This window comes from Streptomyces sp. NPDC034084, from assembly GCF_055575535.1.
Map to the genome: position 1 here is coordinate 24,490 of NZ_JBVISK010000005.1, position 18,388 is coordinate 42,877.

The following is an 18,388-nucleotide window of genomic DNA, read 5'->3' on the forward strand; positions in this document are numbered from 1 at the left end:
CCCTCCCAGGGTCACCGCCGCCGCCCGGGGCGGCGACCCCGGGGGGCCGAGTGGCGTACGGGAAGGGCCGAGCGCCCGGCGCACGCCCCCAGCCGCCGCCCCGTACACCCCCGCCTCGGTCCCCGCCGTACGCCCCCGCCTCAGCCGCCGCCCGCCTCCGCGAGCCGGCCGCCCCGGGCGAGCAGGGCCATCGCCGCCGCGCACCCCAGGCCCACCGCGCACAGCGCGAGCCACGGCGCCGCCGACCAGCCGGTCACGTCGAGGAGCGCGCCCGTCCCCAGGTTCCCGAGGGTGATCCCGACCCCGCACACCGTGTTGTAGAGCCCGTAGTGGGTGGCCACCCAGCGCCCCCGGGACAGGGCGACGACGGTGTCCATCTCGTACGGGTAGAGCACCGCGTTCGCCACGGACAGGACCGCCGCGCACAGCAGCAACGCCACCACCCCCCGGCCGAGGACCGCGGGCACCAGGAACGCCCCGCCCATCAGCCCGAGCCCGAGGACGAGACAGCGCTCCCTGGTGAGGCGGCGCCGGCACCAGGCCGTGATCCGCAGCTGCCCGGCGAGCGCGACGAGCGCCGAGACGACGAACAGCGCGGTCGTCACCCCCGTACCGCCGGCCGCGAGCGGCAGCGCCAGATAGACCTGGAAGGACAGCACGTACGAGCCGGTCATGGCGAGCGAGAAGAGCCAGAAGGTGCGGTGGGCGAGGACCGTACGGAACTGCCCCCGCTCCCCCTCCCCGGCCGCACCGGACACGGCCCGTACGGGCAGACGCCGGAGCTGTACGAGGGTCAGGCCCGCGAACAGCACCGCTGCCACCGCGCAGGTCAGCCGGAACGACACCCCTGTCAGGGCCACCCCGACGAGCGGCCCGAGCAGAATGCCCGCCTGGTAGTACGCGTTGAACAGCGCGAAGGCCTCCACCCGCCGCTCCTCGCCCGCCTCCGCCGCGAGGCATGCCCGCACGGCGGGGTTGAACAGCGCCCCCGCGAGGCCGGTGGCGAGCGAGGCGGCGATCAGCATCGGCAGCGACTGGGCGAAGGCGAGCGCCCCGAAGCCGACCGTCCGCAGCGCGCAGCCGGCCACGATGAGCGGCTTGAAGCCGAACCGGTCGGCGAGCGCCCCGCCGACGAGGAACATGCCTTGCTGGGAGAGGTTCCGGGCGCCGAGGACGAGACCGACGGCCCAGGCGGCCATGCCGAGCCCGTCCGCGAGATGCGCGGCCAGGTACGGCATGAGCATGTAGAAGCCGAGGTTGATCGTGAGCTGGTTGAGGAAGAGGAGCCGTACGGCCGGATCGAAGGTACGGCTCTGCTTCCAGACGCCGCCCGCGGCGGACGTGGTCGCCGTCGTCACCGGGCACGCTCCAGGACCCGGCGGGTCCAGCCGCTGACCGTGTCCTCGGAGACGTACGCGGCGGGGTTCTCCCGTACGGGCCCGTCGAGCAGCCCGTGCGCCGCGCAGAACTCGTCGTTGAAGACCGTGTCGAAGTACCGCTGCGGCCCGTCCGGGAAGACGGCCGCGATCCGGGTCCCGCGCGGCCGCGTGCGGGCCAGCCAGCCGGCGACGAGGGCGACCGCTCCCACGCTCCAGCCGCCGGTCGCGAACTGCCGCGAGGCCAGTCGGCGGGCCGCCCTGACCGCCTCGGCCGGGCCCACCCAGTGCACCTCGTCGAAGGCCGCGTGGTCCACGTTCCCCGGGTGGATGGAGGAGCCGAGGCCGCGCATCAGCCGTTCCCCGGCCGGAAGGCCGAAGACGGTGGAGTTCACCGAGTCCACCCCGACCAGCTCCAGGGCCGGGCTGCCGGTGGCGCGCAGGGCCCGGGAGATCCCGGCCGAGTGGCCCCCGGTGCCGACCGCGCAGACGAGGACGTCGATCCGGCCGAGCTGGGCGGACAGTTCGGCGGCGAGCCCCGTGTACGCGGCCGGGTTGTCGGGGTTCCCGTACTGGTCGGGCCACCAGGCCCCGTGGAGGGTGCCGAGCAGCTCGGCGACCCGGTCCATCCGGGCCTGCTGCCAGCCGCCCTGCGGGCTGGGCTCGGGGACGACGTGGACGCGGGCGCCGTGCGCGACGAGCATCCGCTCGACGATCGGTTCGAGACCGGGGTCGGTGACGACGTGCACGGGGTGGCCGTGGAGCACTCCCGCGAGGGCCAGGCCGAGGCCGAGGGTCCCGGAGGTGGACTCGACGATCGGGGCGCCGGGGCGCAGCTCGCCGCGGCGGCGGGCCTGCTCGACCATGTAGAGGGCGGCGCGGTCCTTGATGCCGCCGAAGTTGAAGCCTTCGAGCTTGGCCCAGTAGCCGTCGTCCGTCCACAGGACGGGGGTGTTGCCGACGGTCTGCCCGTCGGCGGGGAGCGTCAGTGGTGCGGTCATGGGGGTACGTCCTCGGGGTGATACGCGAAAGGGAACCTGGTCACGCGGGTGCGGGACCCGGTTCAGTTCCGGTCCACCCCGAGGGCGATCAGCAGTCGGCCCGGCTCGGGTCCCGGGCCCGCCCGGCCCCGGACGCAGCGCGCGCGGGGATCGGCGCGGTGGTCCGCCGCGTACGGCAGGACGGCGGCTCCGCCGGCGTCGGGCGCGGCGAGCGGTGAGGCGGCGGCCTGCGCCGGGAGGTGGGCGTCGAAGGTCCAGGACTCCCCGGAGCGCTCGCAGCCGTGCGGGAGCGCGGGGGCCGAGACGGTCGCGGTGCCGGAGGCCGGCAGCACGTGCCCGTGGGGGCCGTGGCAGACGCTCACGAGCAGGGCGAGGAGCGCGAGCAGGACGAGCACGGCGGGCGCCCGCCGGCTCAGGTCACTCACACGCTCGTCACTCATGGTGTGCGTGAGACTACGGTGGGAGAGGGCGCGCCCCCAAAGAGGCGGGCACGGTTTCGGCCACCGTTTACTTCAGACGGGCACCGCTCACGTCAGACCGGCTGTCAGAGGTTCCGCTCGGCGTAGACCTTCATCGCGTCCCGGACGAGGATCGCGGTGCCCTCGCCGTGCTTGTCGTAGTTCGCGGTGAAGCGCGGGTCGTCGACGTACATGCGGCCGAGACCGATCACGTACTCCCTGGTCGGCGTCGTGGTCCTCGACAGCCAGACGACCTGGCGCCGCGCGATCGCCTGCACCTCGTCGCTGCCGGCGGCCAGGCCGTCCCGCGCCGCCCGCCCGAAGTCGCGGGCGATGCCGGCCTGCTCTTCCATGAACGCCTTCTTCTGCGCGTCGGTGAGCGAGCGCCACCAGCGGTCGCCCTTCTCGTACGCGTCCCGGCCCCAGCGTTCGGTGACCTCCTCCTCGTACACCGTGTGGTCGAAACCGTCGAACACTTCGTCGGCCATGAGCTCTTCTCCGTTCTCGGTCTTGTGGAGGGTGGTCCGCACGGACGCGATCTGGCGTCCGATGCGCTCGCGCTCCTGCTCCAGGAGGGCGAGATGGGTGCGCAGGGCGGCGGACGTGTCCCGCTGGCCCGCGAGGACCTCGGCGATGGCGGGCAGCGAGAGCCCCAGCTCGCGCAGCAGCAGGATCCGCTGCAGCCGCACGAGCGCCGCCTGGTCGTAGTACCGGTAACCGTTCGCGCCGATCCGGCTCGGCTCCAGCAGTCCGCGCTCCCCGTAGTGGCGGAGGGTGCGGCTGGTGGTACCGGCCTTCTTGGCGATCTCCTGGATCGACCACTCCATACCGAGAACGCTAAATCTTGACGTCGCGTCAAGGTCAAGCGAAGCGCACGGGGAAACGATGAAGCCCGCGAGCCGCGATGAAGTGGGCACACGACGAAGGCCCGGATCGTTTTCACGATCCGGGCCTTCGTTGCTACTGAGTAGCGGGGACAGGATTTGAACCTGCGACCTCTGGGTTATGAGCCCAGCGAGCTACCGAGCTGCTCCACCCCGCGTCGGTAAACATGACTGTACGGCATGACCGGGGCGATCACGAAATCGGTTTACGTCAGCAACCGCAGTCGTCCGAGTCGACCGGCGCCGTGAGGGGGTCGGCGGCCTTCTCCGCGGGCCCCTCCCAGGTCTCGTACGCGAAGCCCTCGCGCACCCAGTACTCGAAACCGCCGAGCATCTCCTTCACCTGGAAGCCCAGCTCGGCGAGGGCCAGCGCGGCGCGCGTGGCGCCGTTGCAGCCGGGGCCCCAGCAGTACGTGACGACCGGGACGGAGCGGTCGAGCAGCTGCTCGGCCTGCTCGGGGACGAGCGCGGTCGGCAGGTGGATCGCGCCGGGGACGTGGCCCTGGTCCCAGGAGGCGGTGGACCGGGAGTCGATCACGACGAAGCCCGGGTCGGTGCCCTCGGCGGCGGCGGTGGCGAGCGCGGAGGCCACATCGGAGACGTCGGCGTGGAAGGCGAGGCTGGCGGAGAAGTAGGCGGCCGCGGCGGCGGGGGAGGCCGGCGGGGTGCGGAGCACGGGGTTGACCTGCGTCGTTGTCGTCGTCATGGTGATCAATCTACGGACGAGGATCACCGGGCAGAAGCGAGGAACCACGGCGGTCGGCACCTTCGACCGGGGAATCCCCGGCGTTCGCCGCGGGAGGCCGGGGATCTCACGTAGCGGGACCTTCCGGCCTGGTCCCGCCGCCGGTGGACGTGTCACATCGGCGGGGTTTCATCCGTCATGACGGCATGACGGGACGCGAACGGGGAGATCGACGAGTGGACCACGACAAGGAATTCCTGGCCCGGCGCTTCGAGGCCGACCGCGGTCATCTGCGGGCGGTGGCCTACCGGATGCTGGGCTCGCTCAGCGAGGCCGAGGACGCCGTCCAGGAGGCCTGGTTCAAGCTCAGCCGCAGCGACGTCAGCGGCGTGGAGAACCTCAGCGGCTGGCTGACCACGGTCGTCGGCCGCGTCTGCCTGGACATGCTGCGCTCGCGCGGCTCGCGCCGCGAGGACCCGCTGGAGTACTACGTACCCGATCCGGTCGTCCGCGTCGTCGACGGCACCGACCCGGAGAACGCGGCCGAGCTCACCGACTCCGTCGGGCTCGCGCTCCTCGTCGTCCTGGACACCCTGGGGCCCGCGGAACGGCTGGCGTTCGTCCTGCACGACATGTTCGCCGTCTCCTTCGACGAGATCGCGCGGATCGTGGACCGCACGCCGGCCGCGACCCGCCAGCTCGCCAGCCGCGCCCGCCGCCGGGTGCAGGACGCGGCGCCGGCCCCCGGTCCGGACCCGCGGCGGCAGCGGGAGATCGCCGACGCGTTCCTCGCCGCGGCGCACGGCGGGGACTTCGAGGGGCTGCTCGCCGTCCTCGACCCGGACGTGGTGCTGCGCGCGGACGGCGGCAGGACGCTCGCGGAGGTCTCCCGGGTCGTCCGGGGCGCGGAGGCCGTCATCGCGCAGGCCCTCATGTACGCGAAGTTCCGTGCGGGCGCGCTGCGGGTCGTGGCCAACGGCCAGCCGGCCGTCCTGTCGGTCATCGACGGGCGCCCGGGGTCGCTCATGACGTTCACGATCGCCGGGGACCGGATCGTCCAGCTGGACGTCCTGGCGGACCCGGAGCGCATCGCGGCGCTCGGCTTCTCGGAGGAGGACCTGGCCGGGGCGACGTACTGAGGTCCTGGCCCTGGCCGGACACCGGAGGGGTCACCTCTTCCTGGCGGACCACCACCTGTCGGCCGCCAGGGAGACGCCCGCGCTCGCGACGCCGAGGAGGCCGCCCGCGGCGACGTCGCCCGGGTAGTGCACCCCGGTGTGGACCCGGGAGTAGCCCACGGTCCACGCCAGGGCCGCGAGGGGCAGCGCGGCGGGCGGCAGCACCGACCCGACGGCGGTGGCGAAGGCGACGGCCGACGCGGTGTGCCCGGAGGGGAACGACGCCGAGGCCGGCATGGGCACATGACGGCTCACCACCACCCGGGCCGCCTCCCGGTCCGGCCTGCGCCTGCGGACGAGCCGCTTGCCCAGCAGGTTCGCCGAGGCCGAAGCCACCGCGACCGCTCCGACGCCGACGAGCGCCGCCCGTCGCGGCCGGCCCGGCACGAGCGCCAGCGCCGCCGCGACGGTGAACGAGATCTTGGAGTGGTCGGCCGCCGCGGAGAGCCGCCGGAACGCCGTGTCGAGCGTGGGCGTCGAGGTGGCGGCCACCGCGGCGTACACCGCGCCGTCGACGGCCCTGATGTCGTGCAGGACCGCCCGGAGGGTCCCGGTCGTCGTGTCGTCCGTCATACGCCGCTCCTAGCAGGTTCAGTGGTGGTGGTACGGGGATGTCAAGGGGTGCGGGAGTCCCAGGGGTTGTCGCGGCCCGGCCCCTCGGGGAAGGCCAGCCGGACCAGGCGCCGCCAGTCGAGGGGCGGCGGGGGCAAGGGCGAACCCGGCCGGCCGCGGGGCACGAGGACCCGTAGGGCGCGCGGGCGGAGGGTGCAGACGACCGGCGTGGGCAGGGTCAGCGCCTCGCCGTCCACGGCGACCGATATGGGGGCGCCGCCCGCGCCGCCGGGACCGCCCCCGACCTCCACCCTACGGGCCGTCAGGACGTTCAGCCCGGTGGCCTGGGTCCCCAGCACGGCCAGTTCGGCCGCCTGGGCGGCGCCGTCCACCCGGATGCCTATGACCCCGAGCAGGCCGCCGTCGAGCCGCGGCCTGCGGGCGGCGACCGTACCGAACGGATCGGGCGTCGCGTACGGGTTGTTGCTGACCAGGAGCGCCTGCTGCGCGGTCAGCGGGGTGGAGTCGGCGGTCGCGTCGAGACGCTCGCCCTCACCGCCCTGGAGCAGATCGGGCAGGACGTCGAGCGCGGTGCCGGCCTTGTCGTCGCGGTACTCGGGGTGCTGGACGACGTCCGCGTACACCCCGAAGGAGACGGTGTTGACGAAGGGCCGCCCGGCGACGTCGCCGAGGTCGACCCGGAGCTCCTCGCCGTCCCTCAGCGCGTCGAGGCAGCGGGACGGGTCGGTGCGGTCGAGGCCCAGGTCCATGGCGAAGTGGTTGCGGGTGCCGGCGGAGACGACGAGGAACGGCAGGTCGTGCTCGGCGGCGACGTCGGCCACCAGCGCCTGCGTGCCGTCGCCGCCGGCCACCCCGAGCAGATCGGCGCCCTCGGCCACCGCCGTGCGCGCGAGCCCGGCGACATCGGCCTGCTCGGACGGATCGATGAGGATCACCCGGGCGCCGAGGGCCTCGGCCCGCTCGACGAGCCCGAAGAGCCCGACCTTCCCGCCGCCGGACTTCGGGTTCATGATCAGGACGGGCCGGCGGGGCCGGGAGGCGGGCGCGCCCCGCATCAGCGCCTCCCGCTCGTCCTCCGGACGGCGCAGGGCGGACCGGCCGCAGGACAGCGCCAGGCCCCACATGCCGAGGGCCACGAGGGCGTTCACCCAGACGCCCCCGACGACGAACAGCACCAGGGTCGCGAGGGGCGCGGCCACCGCGAGCAGCGCCCCGAGCAGCCGCAGCGGCCCACGATGCGCCAGGAGCCACCAGACGCCCACGGCCGACACGGCGAGCCCCACGATCCCGCTCAACAGGATCAGCAGCCCGCCACCGAGGGCGGCGGTCACCACGGCCACGACGGCGGCCGCCATGCTGAACAGCGCGTAACGGGCCGCCCGCTGAGCCTCCCCCGCCGGATCCCCGGAACCGCTCGCCGCCACCGACCCCACCTCACCCTCCGCGTCCACGTTCCCCCGAGCTCCCCGAAGACACCCCCGGAAGGACCCGTTCGGGCGACCGAGTCCGAAGGGTACGACGGAAGCGACGAAGCGCCCCGTCCGGTCGAAACCGGACGGGGCGCTTCCAGCGGTCCGAAGGGTCGCCCCTCCCCCGCTCGCGGTAGGCCGTGTGGGACTCGAACCCACAACCAATGGATTAAAAGTCCACTGCTCTGCCAATTGAGCTAACGGCCCGTGGACGAACACACCTGTGCAGCATAGCCCGAGAGGGCCGGGGAACCGATCGGGTATCCGACACCGGCCGCGCCGCAGGGGCGGTCGGGCGGTTCGGTCGGTGGGCTGGTGGGCGTGGGCCGCCGGGGGCGGGTGCGAGACGGGGCCCGTACGGCACCGAAGTGTCGTGCGGGCCCCGCTCTTTCAGATCAGCCGGTCTCAGCCGTTGCGCTTCCAGCGCGGCTTGTCGTCGCGGCGGCCGAAGGAGCCGCCGGTCGAGCCGGTGCCGCCGGTGCCGCCGCGGTGGTCGTCACGACGGCCGTACGGGCGGTCGCCGCCCGAGCGGAAGCCGCCGGCGGGGCGGTCGTCGCGACGGTCGCGGTTGAACGGACGGTCGCTGCCACGGTGACCGCCGGTGGTGGGGCGGTCGTCGCGGCGCTCGAAGGGACGGCCGCCACGGTCGTCACGGTTGAAGCCACCCGACGGACGGTCGTCACGGCGGAAGCCACCGGACGGACGGTCGTTGTCACGGCGCTCGAAGGGACGGCCACCGCGGTCGTCACGGTTGAAGCCACCCGACGGACGGTCGTCACGGCGGAAGCCACCGGACGGACGGTCGTTGTCACGGCGCTCGAAGGGACGGCCGCCACGGTCGTCACGGTTGAAGCCACCCGACGGACGGTCGTCACGGCGGAAGCCACCCGAGGGACGGTCGTCGCGGCGGAAGCCGCCACGGTCGCCACCGCGGTCGTCACGGTTGAAGCCACCCGACGGACGGTCATCGCGGCGGAAGCCACCGGACGGACGGTCGTTGTCACGGCGGAAGCCGCCACGGTCACCGCCACGGAAGCCACCGCGGTCACCGCGGTCGTCACGGTTGAAACCGCCGCGGTCACGGCGCTCGAAGTTGCCCCGCTCGTCGCGGGACGTCGTCCGCTCCTCGCGGCGCTCCTCGGCCTTCGCGGCGCGCTCGGCCTCCACAGCGGCGGCGGCGACCTCGGCCTCGGCGGCCTCGGTCACCTCGGCCACGGCGGCGTCCGGGTCCTCGCCGCGCTCGCGGGCGGCGCGGGCGACCAGACGGTCGGCCTCCTCGCGGAGTTCGACGGCGCGGCGCTGGAGGCGCTCGAGCTGCTTGGTCAGCTCGACGACCTCGCGCTCGGCCTGCTTGGCCGCGTTGTTCGCGGAGTCGGCCTGGACCTCGGTCAGGGACCGGGCACCGGTGATCTCGGCGACCTCCGGCTCGAAGGCGCCGGCGCTCTGGATGATGTGGCGCGAGGCGTCGACGCCCGCGTCCTCCATCAGGCGGAAGATCTGGCGGCGCTGGTGCGGCAGGGCCAGGGAGACCACGACACCGGAGCGGCCGGCGCGGGCGGTACGGCCCGAGCGGTGCAGGTAGTCCTTGTGGTCGCCGGCCGGGTCCACGTTCAGGACCAGGTCGATGCCGTCGACGTGGATGCCTCGGGCGGCGACGTCGGTCGCGACGAGCGCGTTGACGTAGCCCTTCTTGAAGTCCTCGAGGACGCGGGTACGGGCGCCCTGCGTCATGCCGCCGTGCAGCGCGTCGGCCTTGACGCCGGTTTCCTGGAGCTGCTCGGCGATGCGGTCGGCGCCCAGCTGGGTGCGGACGAAGATGATCGTGCGGCCCTTGCGCGCGGCGATCGCGGCCGTGACCGGCGCCTTGTCCTTCGGCTTCACGACGAGGACGTGGTGGGTCATGGTCGTGACGTTGCCCTGCGCGCTGTCGACCTCGTGCGTGACGGGGTCGGTCAGGTAACGCTTGACCAGGGTGCCGATCTCGTTCTCCATGGTGGCGGAGAAGAGCATGCGCTGGCCGCCGCCGGGGATCTGGTCGAGCAGCTCGGTGACCTCGGGCAGGAAGCCCAGGTCGGCCATCTGGTCGGCCTCGTCGAGGACGGCGATCTTGACGTCCTCGAGGGAGCAGGCGCCGCGGTTGATAATGTCGCGCAGACGGCCCGGCGTGGCGACGAGGACGTCGACGCCACGCTCCAGGGCGTAGATCTGGTTGCCCATGGACGTACCGCCGCAGACGACCTTCATCTTGAGGCCGAGCACGTCGCCGTAGGGCTGGAGGGCGTCCGCGACCTGCATCGCGAGCTCACGGGTCGGCGTGAGGATGATGCCGCGGGGCTTCTTCTTGGCGGTGTGACCGTCCGCCAGGCCGGCCAGCAGCGGCAGACCGAAGGAAAGGGTCTTGCCGGAGCCGGTGCGGCCGCGGCCGAGGATGTCCTTGCCGGCCAGGGCGTCCGGGATGGTCGCCGCCTGGATCGGGAAGGGGCTGGTGACGCCGTTCTGCGCGAGCTTGCGCACGACGCCCTCGGGCAGACCGAGGTCGCCGAAGGTGACGGTGGGCTCGGCGGGCTCCTCGACGGAGGCCTCGGCGGCGTCGGTGTCGTCGGCCTCGATCTCGACGATCTCGACGATCTCGGTGGCCTCAGCGGCCTCCATGGCCTCTACGGCCTCGACGATCTCGTCGTTCTCGGGCATGACGGCGTGGTCAGAACTGAAAATGGACATGCGAAATGCGAAACCTTCCGGAGTCTCGGCACGCGCCCGTCAACTCCGTGATTTCGCAAATCGACCGCCTCAATGCGGTCAGCCACGGCTAGGGAGAGTACGCGCCACACGGCGCTCTTCTGTGTCGGCGCCGGGCAATGGGATCAAACGATCTACTACCATACGCACCCTCCCCCACGCCTGGCAAATCGGACTCCGTCACACCGGTCCGACCTGCGGCGACGCCGTCGGCTCCGGGGGCGCTCCGGACCCGTCCGCCGCCCGCATCGCGCCCATCTGGGTGTCGGTGCCGGACGTCGGCGGATCGGTGGGGTTGGAGGTGGGCTCGGGGGTGGGCTCGGGGGTCGGGACCGTCGGCTCCGGGGTCGGTTCGGGGCTCGCCACGGTCGGCTCCGGCGTGGGTGTGGCCCCGCCGCCGTCCGGACCTCCGGCCCCGCCGCCGCTGCCGCCGTCCCCGCCGCTGCCGCCGGACCCCCCGCCGCCCACGCTGCCGCCGTTCCCGCCACCGCCCGAGCCGCCGCCCGGTTCCTGGTGGCCGCCGCCGGAGGACTGCGAGGTCGACGGCCCCCCGGACCCGCCCGGGCCCTGCACCGGCAGTACCGCGCCCGGCGAGGGCTTCGCCGTGCCCGACGGCGAGCCGCTCGGGACCGGGGACGCCTTGCCCGCACCGGCCGCGGCCGGCCCGCCCTTCTCCGGCCGGCCGTTCCAGGCCCCGCCGTCCCCGCCCTGGACGCCGCCGCCCGCGTCGGTCTCGGCCGCCACGCCCCGCTTTCCCCCGGACGCGCCGGGCGCCGGCTTCGACCCCTCGTCGCTCACACTCATACAGCCGCTCAGACCGGCACAGGCCGCGACGGCCAGCGCGGTGGCGGCCCATCTCACCGGGGTGGGCAAATGGCGCACGGGGGCACCTCCAGGGACACAACGGGCAGGAACGGAACGCGTCACCCTGCCCAACTCCCCGGGCACCACAAGGGACACGGCCCCCGCGCCCCCCACCCGGCCCCCGACCGTGACCGGGCGCCCGCCTCAGCCGTAGCCCAGCGCGTGCAGCCGCTCGTCGTCGATGCCGAAGTGGTGGGCGATCTCGTGCACGACGGTGATCTCGGTCTCCGCGATCACGTCCTCGCGCGACGCGCACATCCGCAGCGTCGGCCCCCGGTAGATCGTGATCCGGTCGGGCAGCACCCCGGCGTACCACTCGCCGCGCTCGGTCAACGGCGTCCCCTCGTAGAGTCCGAGGAGCTCGGGATCGTCCGGGGAGGGCTCGTCCTCCACGAACACGGCGACGTTGTCCATCAGCCGTGTCAGCTCCGGCGGGATCCGGTCCAGGGCCTCGGCGACAAGCTCCTCGAACTCCTCGCGCGTCATCTCCAGCACGGGCCCATTCTCCCCCGCCGGGCAACCGTTTTGGCGATAGCGGCCGGGATCCCATATGCTTCTCACGTCCCCGACGCGCTGAGAAGCGCGCAGGTGAGCCTCTAGCCCTCATCGTCTAGTGGCCCAGGACGCCGCCCTTTCAAGGCGGTAGCACGGGTTCGAATCCCGTTGGGGGCACGTAACACCGTGTGCGAGACTAGTGCTCGCACACAACGCAAGGTCCTGTGGAGCAGTTGGTTAGCTCGCCACCCTGTCAAGGTGGAGGTCGCGGGTTCAAGTCCCGTCAGGATCGCTGAGGTCGGCAATGGCCTCGTGGCTGGGTAGCTCAGTTGGTACGAGCGATCGCCTGAAAAGCGATAGGTCGCCGGTTCGACCCCGGCCCCAGCCACAAAAGAGAAGGCCCCGTTCGAAAGAACGGGGCCTTCTTCGTGTACGCCGGAAGTTCCTTGTACGCCGATTGCAGGAGTACGCCGAAGGCGGCGGTACGGGGAAAGGGCCCGCGCCCCCGAACCGACCCGAAGCCCGGAAGCGCCCGCGCCCCTCCCCCGTACCCCTCAGACCTCCTCGCGCCGTCGCGCCCTGCGGCCCCGCACCGCGAGCGCCGTCGCCACCGTCGCCACGACCGCGACCAGCAGCGCCCAGTCCGGCACCGACCGGCCCAGCGAGGCGACCCGCTCCTCCACGGCGAAGGAGTCGTCCACCGACAGCAGGCCCGGCAGCGCCGTCGTCCCGTCGAAGACCAGGAAGAGGGCGCCGAGGGCGATGAAGAAGAGGCCCGAGAGCAGCGAGGTGGAGTGGACCTCGAAGCGCCCGAGCCGGAGGGGGCGGCCGCGCAGCCAGCGGCGCCGGCCCAGCTCGTAGCGCTCCCAGAGCAGCGCCAGGACGAACAGCGGGACGGCCATGCCGAGGGCGTACACGGCCAGGAGCAGTCCGCCGTACGCCGGGCTGCCGCTCAGCGCCGCCACCGTCAGGACGCTGCCGAGGATCGGGCCCGCGCAGAAGCCCGCGAGGCCGTAGACCAGGCCGAGGGCGTAGACGGAGACCGCCGACGTGGGCCGGATCCGGCCGCTCGCCTCGGCGATCCGCCGGGACGTGAAGCCGAGGCCGAGGATCTGGAGGAGACCGAGCCCGATGATCAGCCAGCCCCCGGCGGTGACCAGGAGGTCCCGGTGGCCGTAGAAGAACCGGCCGGCGAGGGAGCCGGCCGCACCGAGGGGGACGAGAGTCGTCGCCAGACCGGCGTAGAGGATGCCGGTCCGGGCCACGAGCTTCGCGCGCGTGTCGATCGAGTACGCGAAGAAGGCGGGCAGGAGCAGGGCGCTGCACGGGCTGAGCAGAGCGAGGAGGCCGCCGAGGAAGGCGGCGAAGTAGCCGATGCCGGAGGTCACCGGCCGGCCTTCTTCGGGGCGGTCTTCTCGGGGGCGGCCTTCGCTGCGGCCTCGATCGCCTCCGTGAAGGTCTCCAGGGGCTGGGCGCCCGCGATCGGCCGGCCGTTGACCAGGAAGGACGGGGTGGAGGCGACGCCGAGCGCGTACCCCTGCTCCTGGTCCTTCCGTACGGCCTCCCGGGCGGCCGCGCCGTCGCTGTCCCGGCCGAACCGGGCGAGGTCGGGGACACCGGCCTCCGTCGCGAGTGCGGTCAGCCGCTCCTTGCCGAAGCCCTTCTCCTTGGCGCCCTCCGCGTAGGCCGCCTTGTGGAACTGCCAGAACCGGCCCTGCTGACCGGCCGCCCAGGAGGCGCGGGCGGCGGCCTCCGACTCCTCGCCGAAGATCGGGAAGTTCCGCCACTCGATGCGCAGGTTGCCGTTCTCGACGTACTTCCTCACCAGGACGGGCTCGGTGTCGCGGGCGAACTTCCCGCAGTAGCCGCACTGGAAGTCGGCGTACTCGATGAGCACCACGGGCGCGTCGGCGCGGCCGAGGGCGAGCTTGTCGGAGGCGTCGCGGCGGGCGTACGCCTCCAGTTCGGCGTAGACGCCGGCGGAGGGGTCGACGGAGACCTCGGCGACGGACGAGGAGCCGGAGGCACCGGGGGACGAGGGCTTGGTGGCGGTGTACGAGACGACGCCGAGCAGCACGGCGGCGGCGGCCACCCCGGAGACGATCACGGCGGACTTGGACGTGGACATGCGGAAGCGCTCCTGGAGGGAGGGGAAGAGGAAGGACGGCGGAGGACGGCCGTCCGCCTACACCCTCAGGACCGACAGCTCCACCGGAGACGGCGGTACGCGCGCGGGTGGCTCCCGGCCCGGCGACGCGGCCGGGCCGGCCGGCTCCGGCTGCCGGACCCCGGGGGCCACCCGGTCGGCGGCCAGGGCGGGCAGCAGCTCGGCGAAGCCGTGCGCGCGCGGCGGTACGGATGGACCGGCGGCCCCCTCGTCGGCGAGGTGGGCCGGGTCACAACCGGGGACGGCGGCGCCCATGACGACCGGGGCGGCCCCCGGAGCCGTACCGCCGGAAGCGGAAGCACCGCAGGCCAGGAGGCCGAGCACCAGACCCAGGAGCGCGGCGAACGTCGCCGGCGCGCGGCTGGTGCAGAACATGCGAAACCTCTCCGGTCCGTGCCAGATGCCCGAAATACTATGCACGGCCGCCCGCCCCGCCTCGTAAATCGGTTCGCCGCTTCTCGTCCGCAGGTGCGATCCTGGATCCCGTATGTCTACTTCCTTCGCCGCCCTCCAGTCCGTCCTGGCCGAGGTCTCGCTGCGGGACTCCCACCGGCTCGGCCGCCGTCTCGAGGGCGCCCGCCGCATCCGCAAGCCCGAGGCCCGCGCGGCCGTCCTGGACGAGATCGCCGTCGAGGCGGCCAAGGCCAAGGAGCGCGTCGACGGGCGCGCCTCCCGCGTGCCCCCGGTCACGTATCCCGAGCAGCTGCCCGTCTCGCAGAAGAAGGACGAGATCCTGGAGGCGATACGCGACCACCAGGTCGTGATCGTCGCCGGTGAGACGGGTTCCGGAAAGACCACGCAGATCCCGAAGATCTGTCTGGAGCTCGGCCGGGGCGTCCGGGGCATGATCGGGCACACCCAGCCCCGCCGGATCGCCGCCCGCACGGTCGCGGAGCGCGTCGCCGAGGAGCTGAGGACCCCGCTCGGCGAGGCCGTGGGCTGGAAGGTCCGCTTCACCGACCAGGTGAACCCCGACGCGACCTTCGTGAAGCTGATGACGGACGGCATCCTGCTCGCCGAGATCCAGACGGACCGCGAGCTGCGCGCGTACGACACGATCATCATCGACGAGGCCCACGAGCGGTCCCTCAACATCGACTTCCTGCTCGGCTATCTGGCCCAGCTGCTTCCGAAGCGCCCCGACCTCAAGGTCGTGATCACCTCCGCGACGATCGACCCGGAGCGCTTCTCCCGCCACTTCGGGGACGCCCCGATCGTCGAGGTCTCCGGCCGCACGTATCCGGTCGAGGTCCGCTACCGGCCCCTCCTGGAGGAGGACTCCGAGGAGTCCGACCGGGACCAGATCACCGCGATCTGCGACGCCGTCGACGAGCTCCAGGCCGAGGGGCCGGGCGACGTCCTGGTCTTCCTCTCCGGTGAGCGCGAGATCCGCGACACGGCCGACGCGCTGCTCAAGAAGCAGCTGCGCAACACCGAGATCCTGCCGCTCTACGCCCGGTTGTCGCACGCCGAGCAGCACCGGGTCTTCCAGGCGCACTCCGGCCGCCGGATCGTCCTCGCGACGAACGTCGCCGAGACCTCCCTGACCGTTCCCGGCATCAAGTACGTGATCGATCCGGGCACCGCCCGCATCTCGCGCTACTCGCACCGGACCAAGGTGCAGCGCCTCCCGATCGAGCCGGTCAGCCAGGCCAGCGCCAACCAGCGCAAGGGCCGCTGCGGCCGTACCTCCGACGGCATCTGCATCCGGCTGTACTCGGAGGACGACTTCCTCACCCGTCCGGAGTTCACGGACGCCGAGATCCTCCGTACGAACCTGGCCTCCGTCATCCTCCAGATGACCGCCGCCGGCCTCGGCGACATCGAGAAGTTCCCCTTCATCGACCCGCCGGACCACCGGAACATCCGGGACGGCGTGCAGCTCCTCCACGAGCTCGGCGCGATCGACCCGAACGAGAAGGACCCGAAGAAGCGGCTCACCCAGCAGGGCCGGAAGCTCGCGCAGCTGCCCGTGGACCCGCGCCTGGCCCGGATGGTCCTGGAGGCCGACAAGAACGGCTGCGTCCGCGAGGTCATGGTGATCGCGGCGGCGCTCTCCATCCAGGACCCGCGCGAGCGGCCGGCGGAGAAGCAGGCGCAGGCGGATCAGATGCACGCCCGGTTCAAGGACGAGACCAGCGACTTCCTCGCGTACCTCAACCTCTGGCGCTACGTCCGCGAGCAGCAGAAGGAGCGCGGCTCCAGCTCGTTCCGCCGGATGTGCAAGCAGGAGTACCTGAACTTCCTGCGGATCCGCGAGTGGCAGGACATCTACGCCCAGCTGCGGACCGTCGCCAAGCAGATGGGGATCCACCTCAACGAGGAGGACGCGCCGGAGCAGTCCGTGCACGTCTCCCTGCTCGCCGGTCTGCTCTCCCACATCGGCCTCAAGGACGTGAAGGAGAGCAAGGAGAGCCGGGACCCGAAGCGCGAGGGCACCCGGAACGAGTACCTGGGCGCGCGGAACGCCAAGTTCGCGATCTTCCCCGGCTCCGCGCTCTTCAAGAAGCCCCCGCGGTTCGTCATGTCCGCCGAGCTGGTGGAGACCTCGCGGCTCTGGGCCCGGGTAAACGCCCGGATCGAGCCCGAGTGGATCGAGCCGCTCGCGCAGCACCTGGTGAAGAAGACGTACAGCGAGCCGCACTGGGAGAAGGACCAGGCGGCCGTGATGGCCCTCGAGAAGGTGACGCTGTACGGCGTCCCGATCGTCGCCGACCGCAAGGTGAACTACGGGCGGATCGACCCGGAGGTCTCCCGCGACCTGTTCATCCGGAACGCGCTGGTCGAGGGCGACTGGCGCACCCACCACAAGTTCTTCGCGGACAACCGCAAGCTCCTGACCGAGGTCGAGGAGCTGGAGCACCGGGCCCGCCGCCGGGACATCCTCGTCGACGACGAGACGCTCTTCGACTTCTACGACAAGCGCGTCCCCGAACACGTCGTGTCCGGCGCCCACTTCGACTCCTGGTGGAAGCGGAAGCTCCGCGAAGGGGGCGCTGCGGCGGAGTTCCTCGACTTCGAGCGCGAGATGCTCATCAATGAGAAGGCGGGGGCGGTCACCAAGGACGACTATCCGGACTCCTGGCGCCAGGGCGCGCTGAAGTTCCGGGTGACGTACCAGTTCGAGCCGGGCGCGGACGCGGACGGCGTCACCGTCCACATCCCGCTCCAGGTGCTCAACCAGGTGACGGACGAGGGCTTCGAGTGGCAGATCCCGGGGCTGCGCGCGGAGGTCGTCACGGAGCTGATCCGCTCCCTGCCGAAGCCGATCCGCCGCCACTACGTGCCCGCGCCGAACTTCGCGAGCCGCTTCCTGGACGCGGTCGTGCCCGTCCAGGAGCCGCTCACGGGCGCGCTGGCCCGGGAGCTCCAGCGGATGGTCGGCGTCCCGGTCACGGCCGAGGACTTCGACTGGGCGAAGGTCCCCGAGCACCTCAAGATCACGTTCCGGATCGTCGACGAGCGGCGCCGGAAGCTGGCCGAGGACAAGGACCTGGAGACGCTGCGGCTGAAGCTGCGCCCCAAGGCCCGTCAGGCGCTCTCCAAGGCCGCCGCGGCGGCGACGGGCGGCCCCGACGGCTCCGGGCCCTCCCTGGAGCGCACGGGCCTCAAGGACTGGACGATCGGGACGCTCACGAAGGTCTTCGAGACCAAGCGGGCCGGTCAGCCGGTGAAGGCGTACCCGGCTCTGGTGGACGAGGGCGATTCCGTAGCCGTGCGGCTCTTCGACTCGGAGGCCGAGCAGGCGCAGGAGATGTGGCGGGGCACCCGGAAGCTGATCATGCTGAACATCCCGGTGAACCCGGCGAAGTTCGCCTCGGACAAGCTGACCAACCAGCAGAAGCTGGCCCTGTCGTCGAACCCGCACGGCTCGATCCAGGCCCTCTTCGACGACTGCGCCACCGCCGCCGCCGACAGACTGATCGCGGATCACGGCGGCCCGGCCTGGGACGAGGAGTCCTTCCGGAAGCTGTACGACAGGGTCCGCGCCGACCTCGTCGACACGACGGTGCGGACGGTGGGCCAGGTCCAGCAGATCCTGGCGGCCTGGCAGGCCTGCGAGCGCCGGCTGAAGTCGACGAACAGCCTGGCCCTGATCCACAACCTGGCCGACGTGCGGGCGCAGCTCGCCTGGCTGATGCCGGCCGGCTTCGTCACCCGTACGGGCCTGAAGCGGCTTCCGGACCTGATGCGTTACCTGGTGGCGGTGGACCGGCGGCTCCAGCAGATGCCCACCGGGGTCCAGCGGGACACCACCCGGATGGAGAAGGTCCAGGAGATGCAGGACGAGTACGCCTGGCTCCTCGAACAGCTCCCCAAGGGACGCCCGGTGCCGTCCGAGGTCACCGACATCCGCTGGATGATCGAGGAGCTGCGGGTGAGCTACTTCGCGCACGCGCTGGGGACGGCGTACCCGGTGTCGGACAAGCGGATCGTGAAGGCGATCGACGCGGCGGCCCCGTGAACGCCCGCCTTTCGGCCTGGCCGGCCCCGTGCGC

Annotated in this window: 15 protein-coding genes and 5 tRNA genes; 5 read left to right on the forward strand and 15 right to left on the reverse strand. The window is 72.5% G+C overall.

What is annotated here, in order from left to right; genetic code table 11:
• Nucleotides 1–140 precede the first annotated feature (140 nt).
• The 6 genes from ACZ51I_RS18580 to ACZ51I_RS18605 form a co-directional block, all read right to left on the reverse strand.
• On the reverse strand, nt 141–1,358 hold the full coding sequence (locus tag ACZ51I_RS18580) for an MFS transporter (protein WP_468876903.1): 1,218 nt from the start codon (nt 1,356–1,358) through the stop codon (nt 141–143).
• A complete protein-coding gene (locus ACZ51I_RS18585) occupies nt 1,355–2,377 on the reverse strand; it encodes a PLP-dependent cysteine synthase family protein (protein ID WP_468876906.1) in 1,023 nt (340 codons plus the stop codon). The genes ACZ51I_RS18580 and ACZ51I_RS18585 overlap by 4 nt, the downstream gene beginning before the upstream one ends.
• A 62-nt stretch (nt 2,378–2,439) precedes the next feature.
• Complete coding sequence (locus ACZ51I_RS18590) at nt 2,440–2,817, reverse strand: hypothetical protein (protein ID WP_468876909.1); 378 nt, start codon at nt 2,815–2,817, stop codon at nt 2,440–2,442.
• A 104-nt stretch (nt 2,818–2,921) separates the two neighbouring features.
• The gene (locus ACZ51I_RS18595; RefSeq protein WP_468876912.1) at nt 2,922–3,662 is read right to left on the reverse strand and encodes a MerR family transcriptional regulator; all 741 of its coding nucleotides are present in this window, start codon (nt 3,660–3,662) and stop codon (nt 2,922–2,924) included.
• A 141-nt stretch (nt 3,663–3,803) separates the two neighbouring features.
• Nucleotides 3,804–3,877 (reverse strand) — tRNA-Met (locus ACZ51I_RS18600).
• 53 nt (nt 3,878–3,930) lie between these two features.
• On the reverse strand, nt 3,931–4,425 hold the full coding sequence (locus ACZ51I_RS18605; protein WP_468876915.1) for a rhodanese-like domain-containing protein: 495 nt from the start codon (nt 4,423–4,425) through the stop codon (nt 3,931–3,933).
• Between the two features lie 185 nt (nt 4,426–4,610).
• On the opposite strand from ACZ51I_RS18605, the gene ACZ51I_RS18610 reads away from it, so the two are divergent.
• Nucleotides 4,611–5,543 carry a sigma-70 family RNA polymerase sigma factor gene (locus tag ACZ51I_RS18610; protein ID WP_468876916.1) on the forward strand — a complete coding sequence of 311 codons (933 nt, stop codon included), beginning with the start codon at nt 4,611–4,613 and terminating at the stop codon, nt 5,541–5,543.
• A gap of 30 nt (nt 5,544–5,573) precedes the next feature.
• On the opposite strand, the gene ACZ51I_RS18615 is transcribed toward ACZ51I_RS18610, so the two are convergent.
• From ACZ51I_RS18615 to ACZ51I_RS18640, 6 genes are all read right to left on the reverse strand, one after another.
• Nucleotides 5,574–6,155 carry a phosphatase PAP2 family protein gene (locus ACZ51I_RS18615; protein WP_468876919.1) on the reverse strand — a complete coding sequence of 194 codons (582 nt, stop codon included), beginning with the start codon at nt 6,153–6,155 and terminating at the stop codon, nt 5,574–5,576.
• 41 nt (nt 6,156–6,196) lie between these two features.
• A complete protein-coding gene (locus ACZ51I_RS18620) occupies nt 6,197–7,606 on the reverse strand; it encodes a diacylglycerol/lipid kinase family protein (RefSeq protein ID WP_468876922.1) in 1,410 nt (469 codons plus the stop codon).
• A gap of 152 nt (nt 7,607–7,758) precedes the next feature.
• Nucleotides 7,759–7,831: transfer RNA gene (locus ACZ51I_RS18625), tRNA-Lys, on the reverse strand.
• Between the two features lie 198 nt (nt 7,832–8,029).
• Nucleotides 8,030–10,345, reverse strand: coding sequence for a DEAD/DEAH box helicase (locus ACZ51I_RS18630; RefSeq protein ID WP_468876925.1), 2,316 nt, complete (start codon nt 10,343–10,345; stop codon nt 8,030–8,032).
• A gap of 198 nt (nt 10,346–10,543) precedes the next feature.
• Nucleotides 10,544–11,107 carry a hypothetical protein gene (locus ACZ51I_RS18635; protein ID WP_468876927.1) on the reverse strand — a complete coding sequence of 188 codons (564 nt, stop codon included), beginning with the start codon at nt 11,105–11,107 and terminating at the stop codon, nt 10,544–10,546.
• A 264-nt stretch (nt 11,108–11,371) separates the two neighbouring features.
• Nucleotides 11,372–11,722, reverse strand: a complete 351-nt coding sequence (locus tag ACZ51I_RS18640; RefSeq protein WP_468876930.1) for a metallopeptidase family protein — start codon at nt 11,720–11,722, stop codon at nt 11,372–11,374.
• A gap of 104 nt (nt 11,723–11,826) precedes the next feature.
• Here ACZ51I_RS18640 and ACZ51I_RS18645 point away from each other — a divergent pair.
• From ACZ51I_RS18645 to ACZ51I_RS18655, 3 genes are all read left to right on the forward strand, one after another.
• Nucleotides 11,827–11,899, forward strand: a tRNA-Glu gene (locus tag ACZ51I_RS18645).
• A 41-nt stretch (nt 11,900–11,940) separates the two neighbouring features.
• Nucleotides 11,941–12,014 (forward strand) — tRNA-Asp (locus tag ACZ51I_RS18650).
• Between the two features lie 22 nt (nt 12,015–12,036).
• Nucleotides 12,037–12,110: transfer RNA gene (locus ACZ51I_RS18655), tRNA-Phe, on the forward strand.
• 166 nt (nt 12,111–12,276) lie between these two features.
• Here the strand turns inward: ACZ51I_RS18655 and ACZ51I_RS18660 are convergent.
• The 3 genes from ACZ51I_RS18660 to ACZ51I_RS18670 are packed head-to-tail and all read right to left on the reverse strand — an operon-like array spanning nt 12,277 to nt 14,264.
• Nucleotides 12,277–13,110 carry a cytochrome c biogenesis CcdA family protein gene (locus ACZ51I_RS18660; RefSeq protein ID WP_468876932.1) on the reverse strand — a complete coding sequence of 278 codons (834 nt, stop codon included), beginning with the start codon at nt 13,108–13,110 and terminating at the stop codon, nt 12,277–12,279.
• On the reverse strand, nt 13,107–13,850 hold the full coding sequence (locus tag ACZ51I_RS18665) for a DsbA family protein (protein WP_468876934.1): 744 nt from the start codon (nt 13,848–13,850) through the stop codon (nt 13,107–13,109). Before ACZ51I_RS18665 ends, ACZ51I_RS18660 begins: the two co-directional genes overlap by 4 nt.
• Before the next feature lie 57 nt (nt 13,851–13,907).
• Nucleotides 13,908–14,264, reverse strand: coding sequence for a hypothetical protein (locus ACZ51I_RS18670; RefSeq protein ID WP_468876936.1), 357 nt, complete (start codon nt 14,262–14,264; stop codon nt 13,908–13,910).
• Between the two features lie 112 nt (nt 14,265–14,376).
• Between ACZ51I_RS18670 and hrpA the strand changes: the two genes are divergently transcribed.
• The gene (gene hrpA, locus ACZ51I_RS18675) at nt 14,377–18,354 is read left to right on the forward strand and encodes an ATP-dependent RNA helicase HrpA (RefSeq protein WP_468876938.1); all 3,978 of its coding nucleotides are present in this window, start codon (nt 14,377–14,379) and stop codon (nt 18,352–18,354) included.
• Nucleotides 18,355–18,388: the final 34 nt, after the last annotated feature.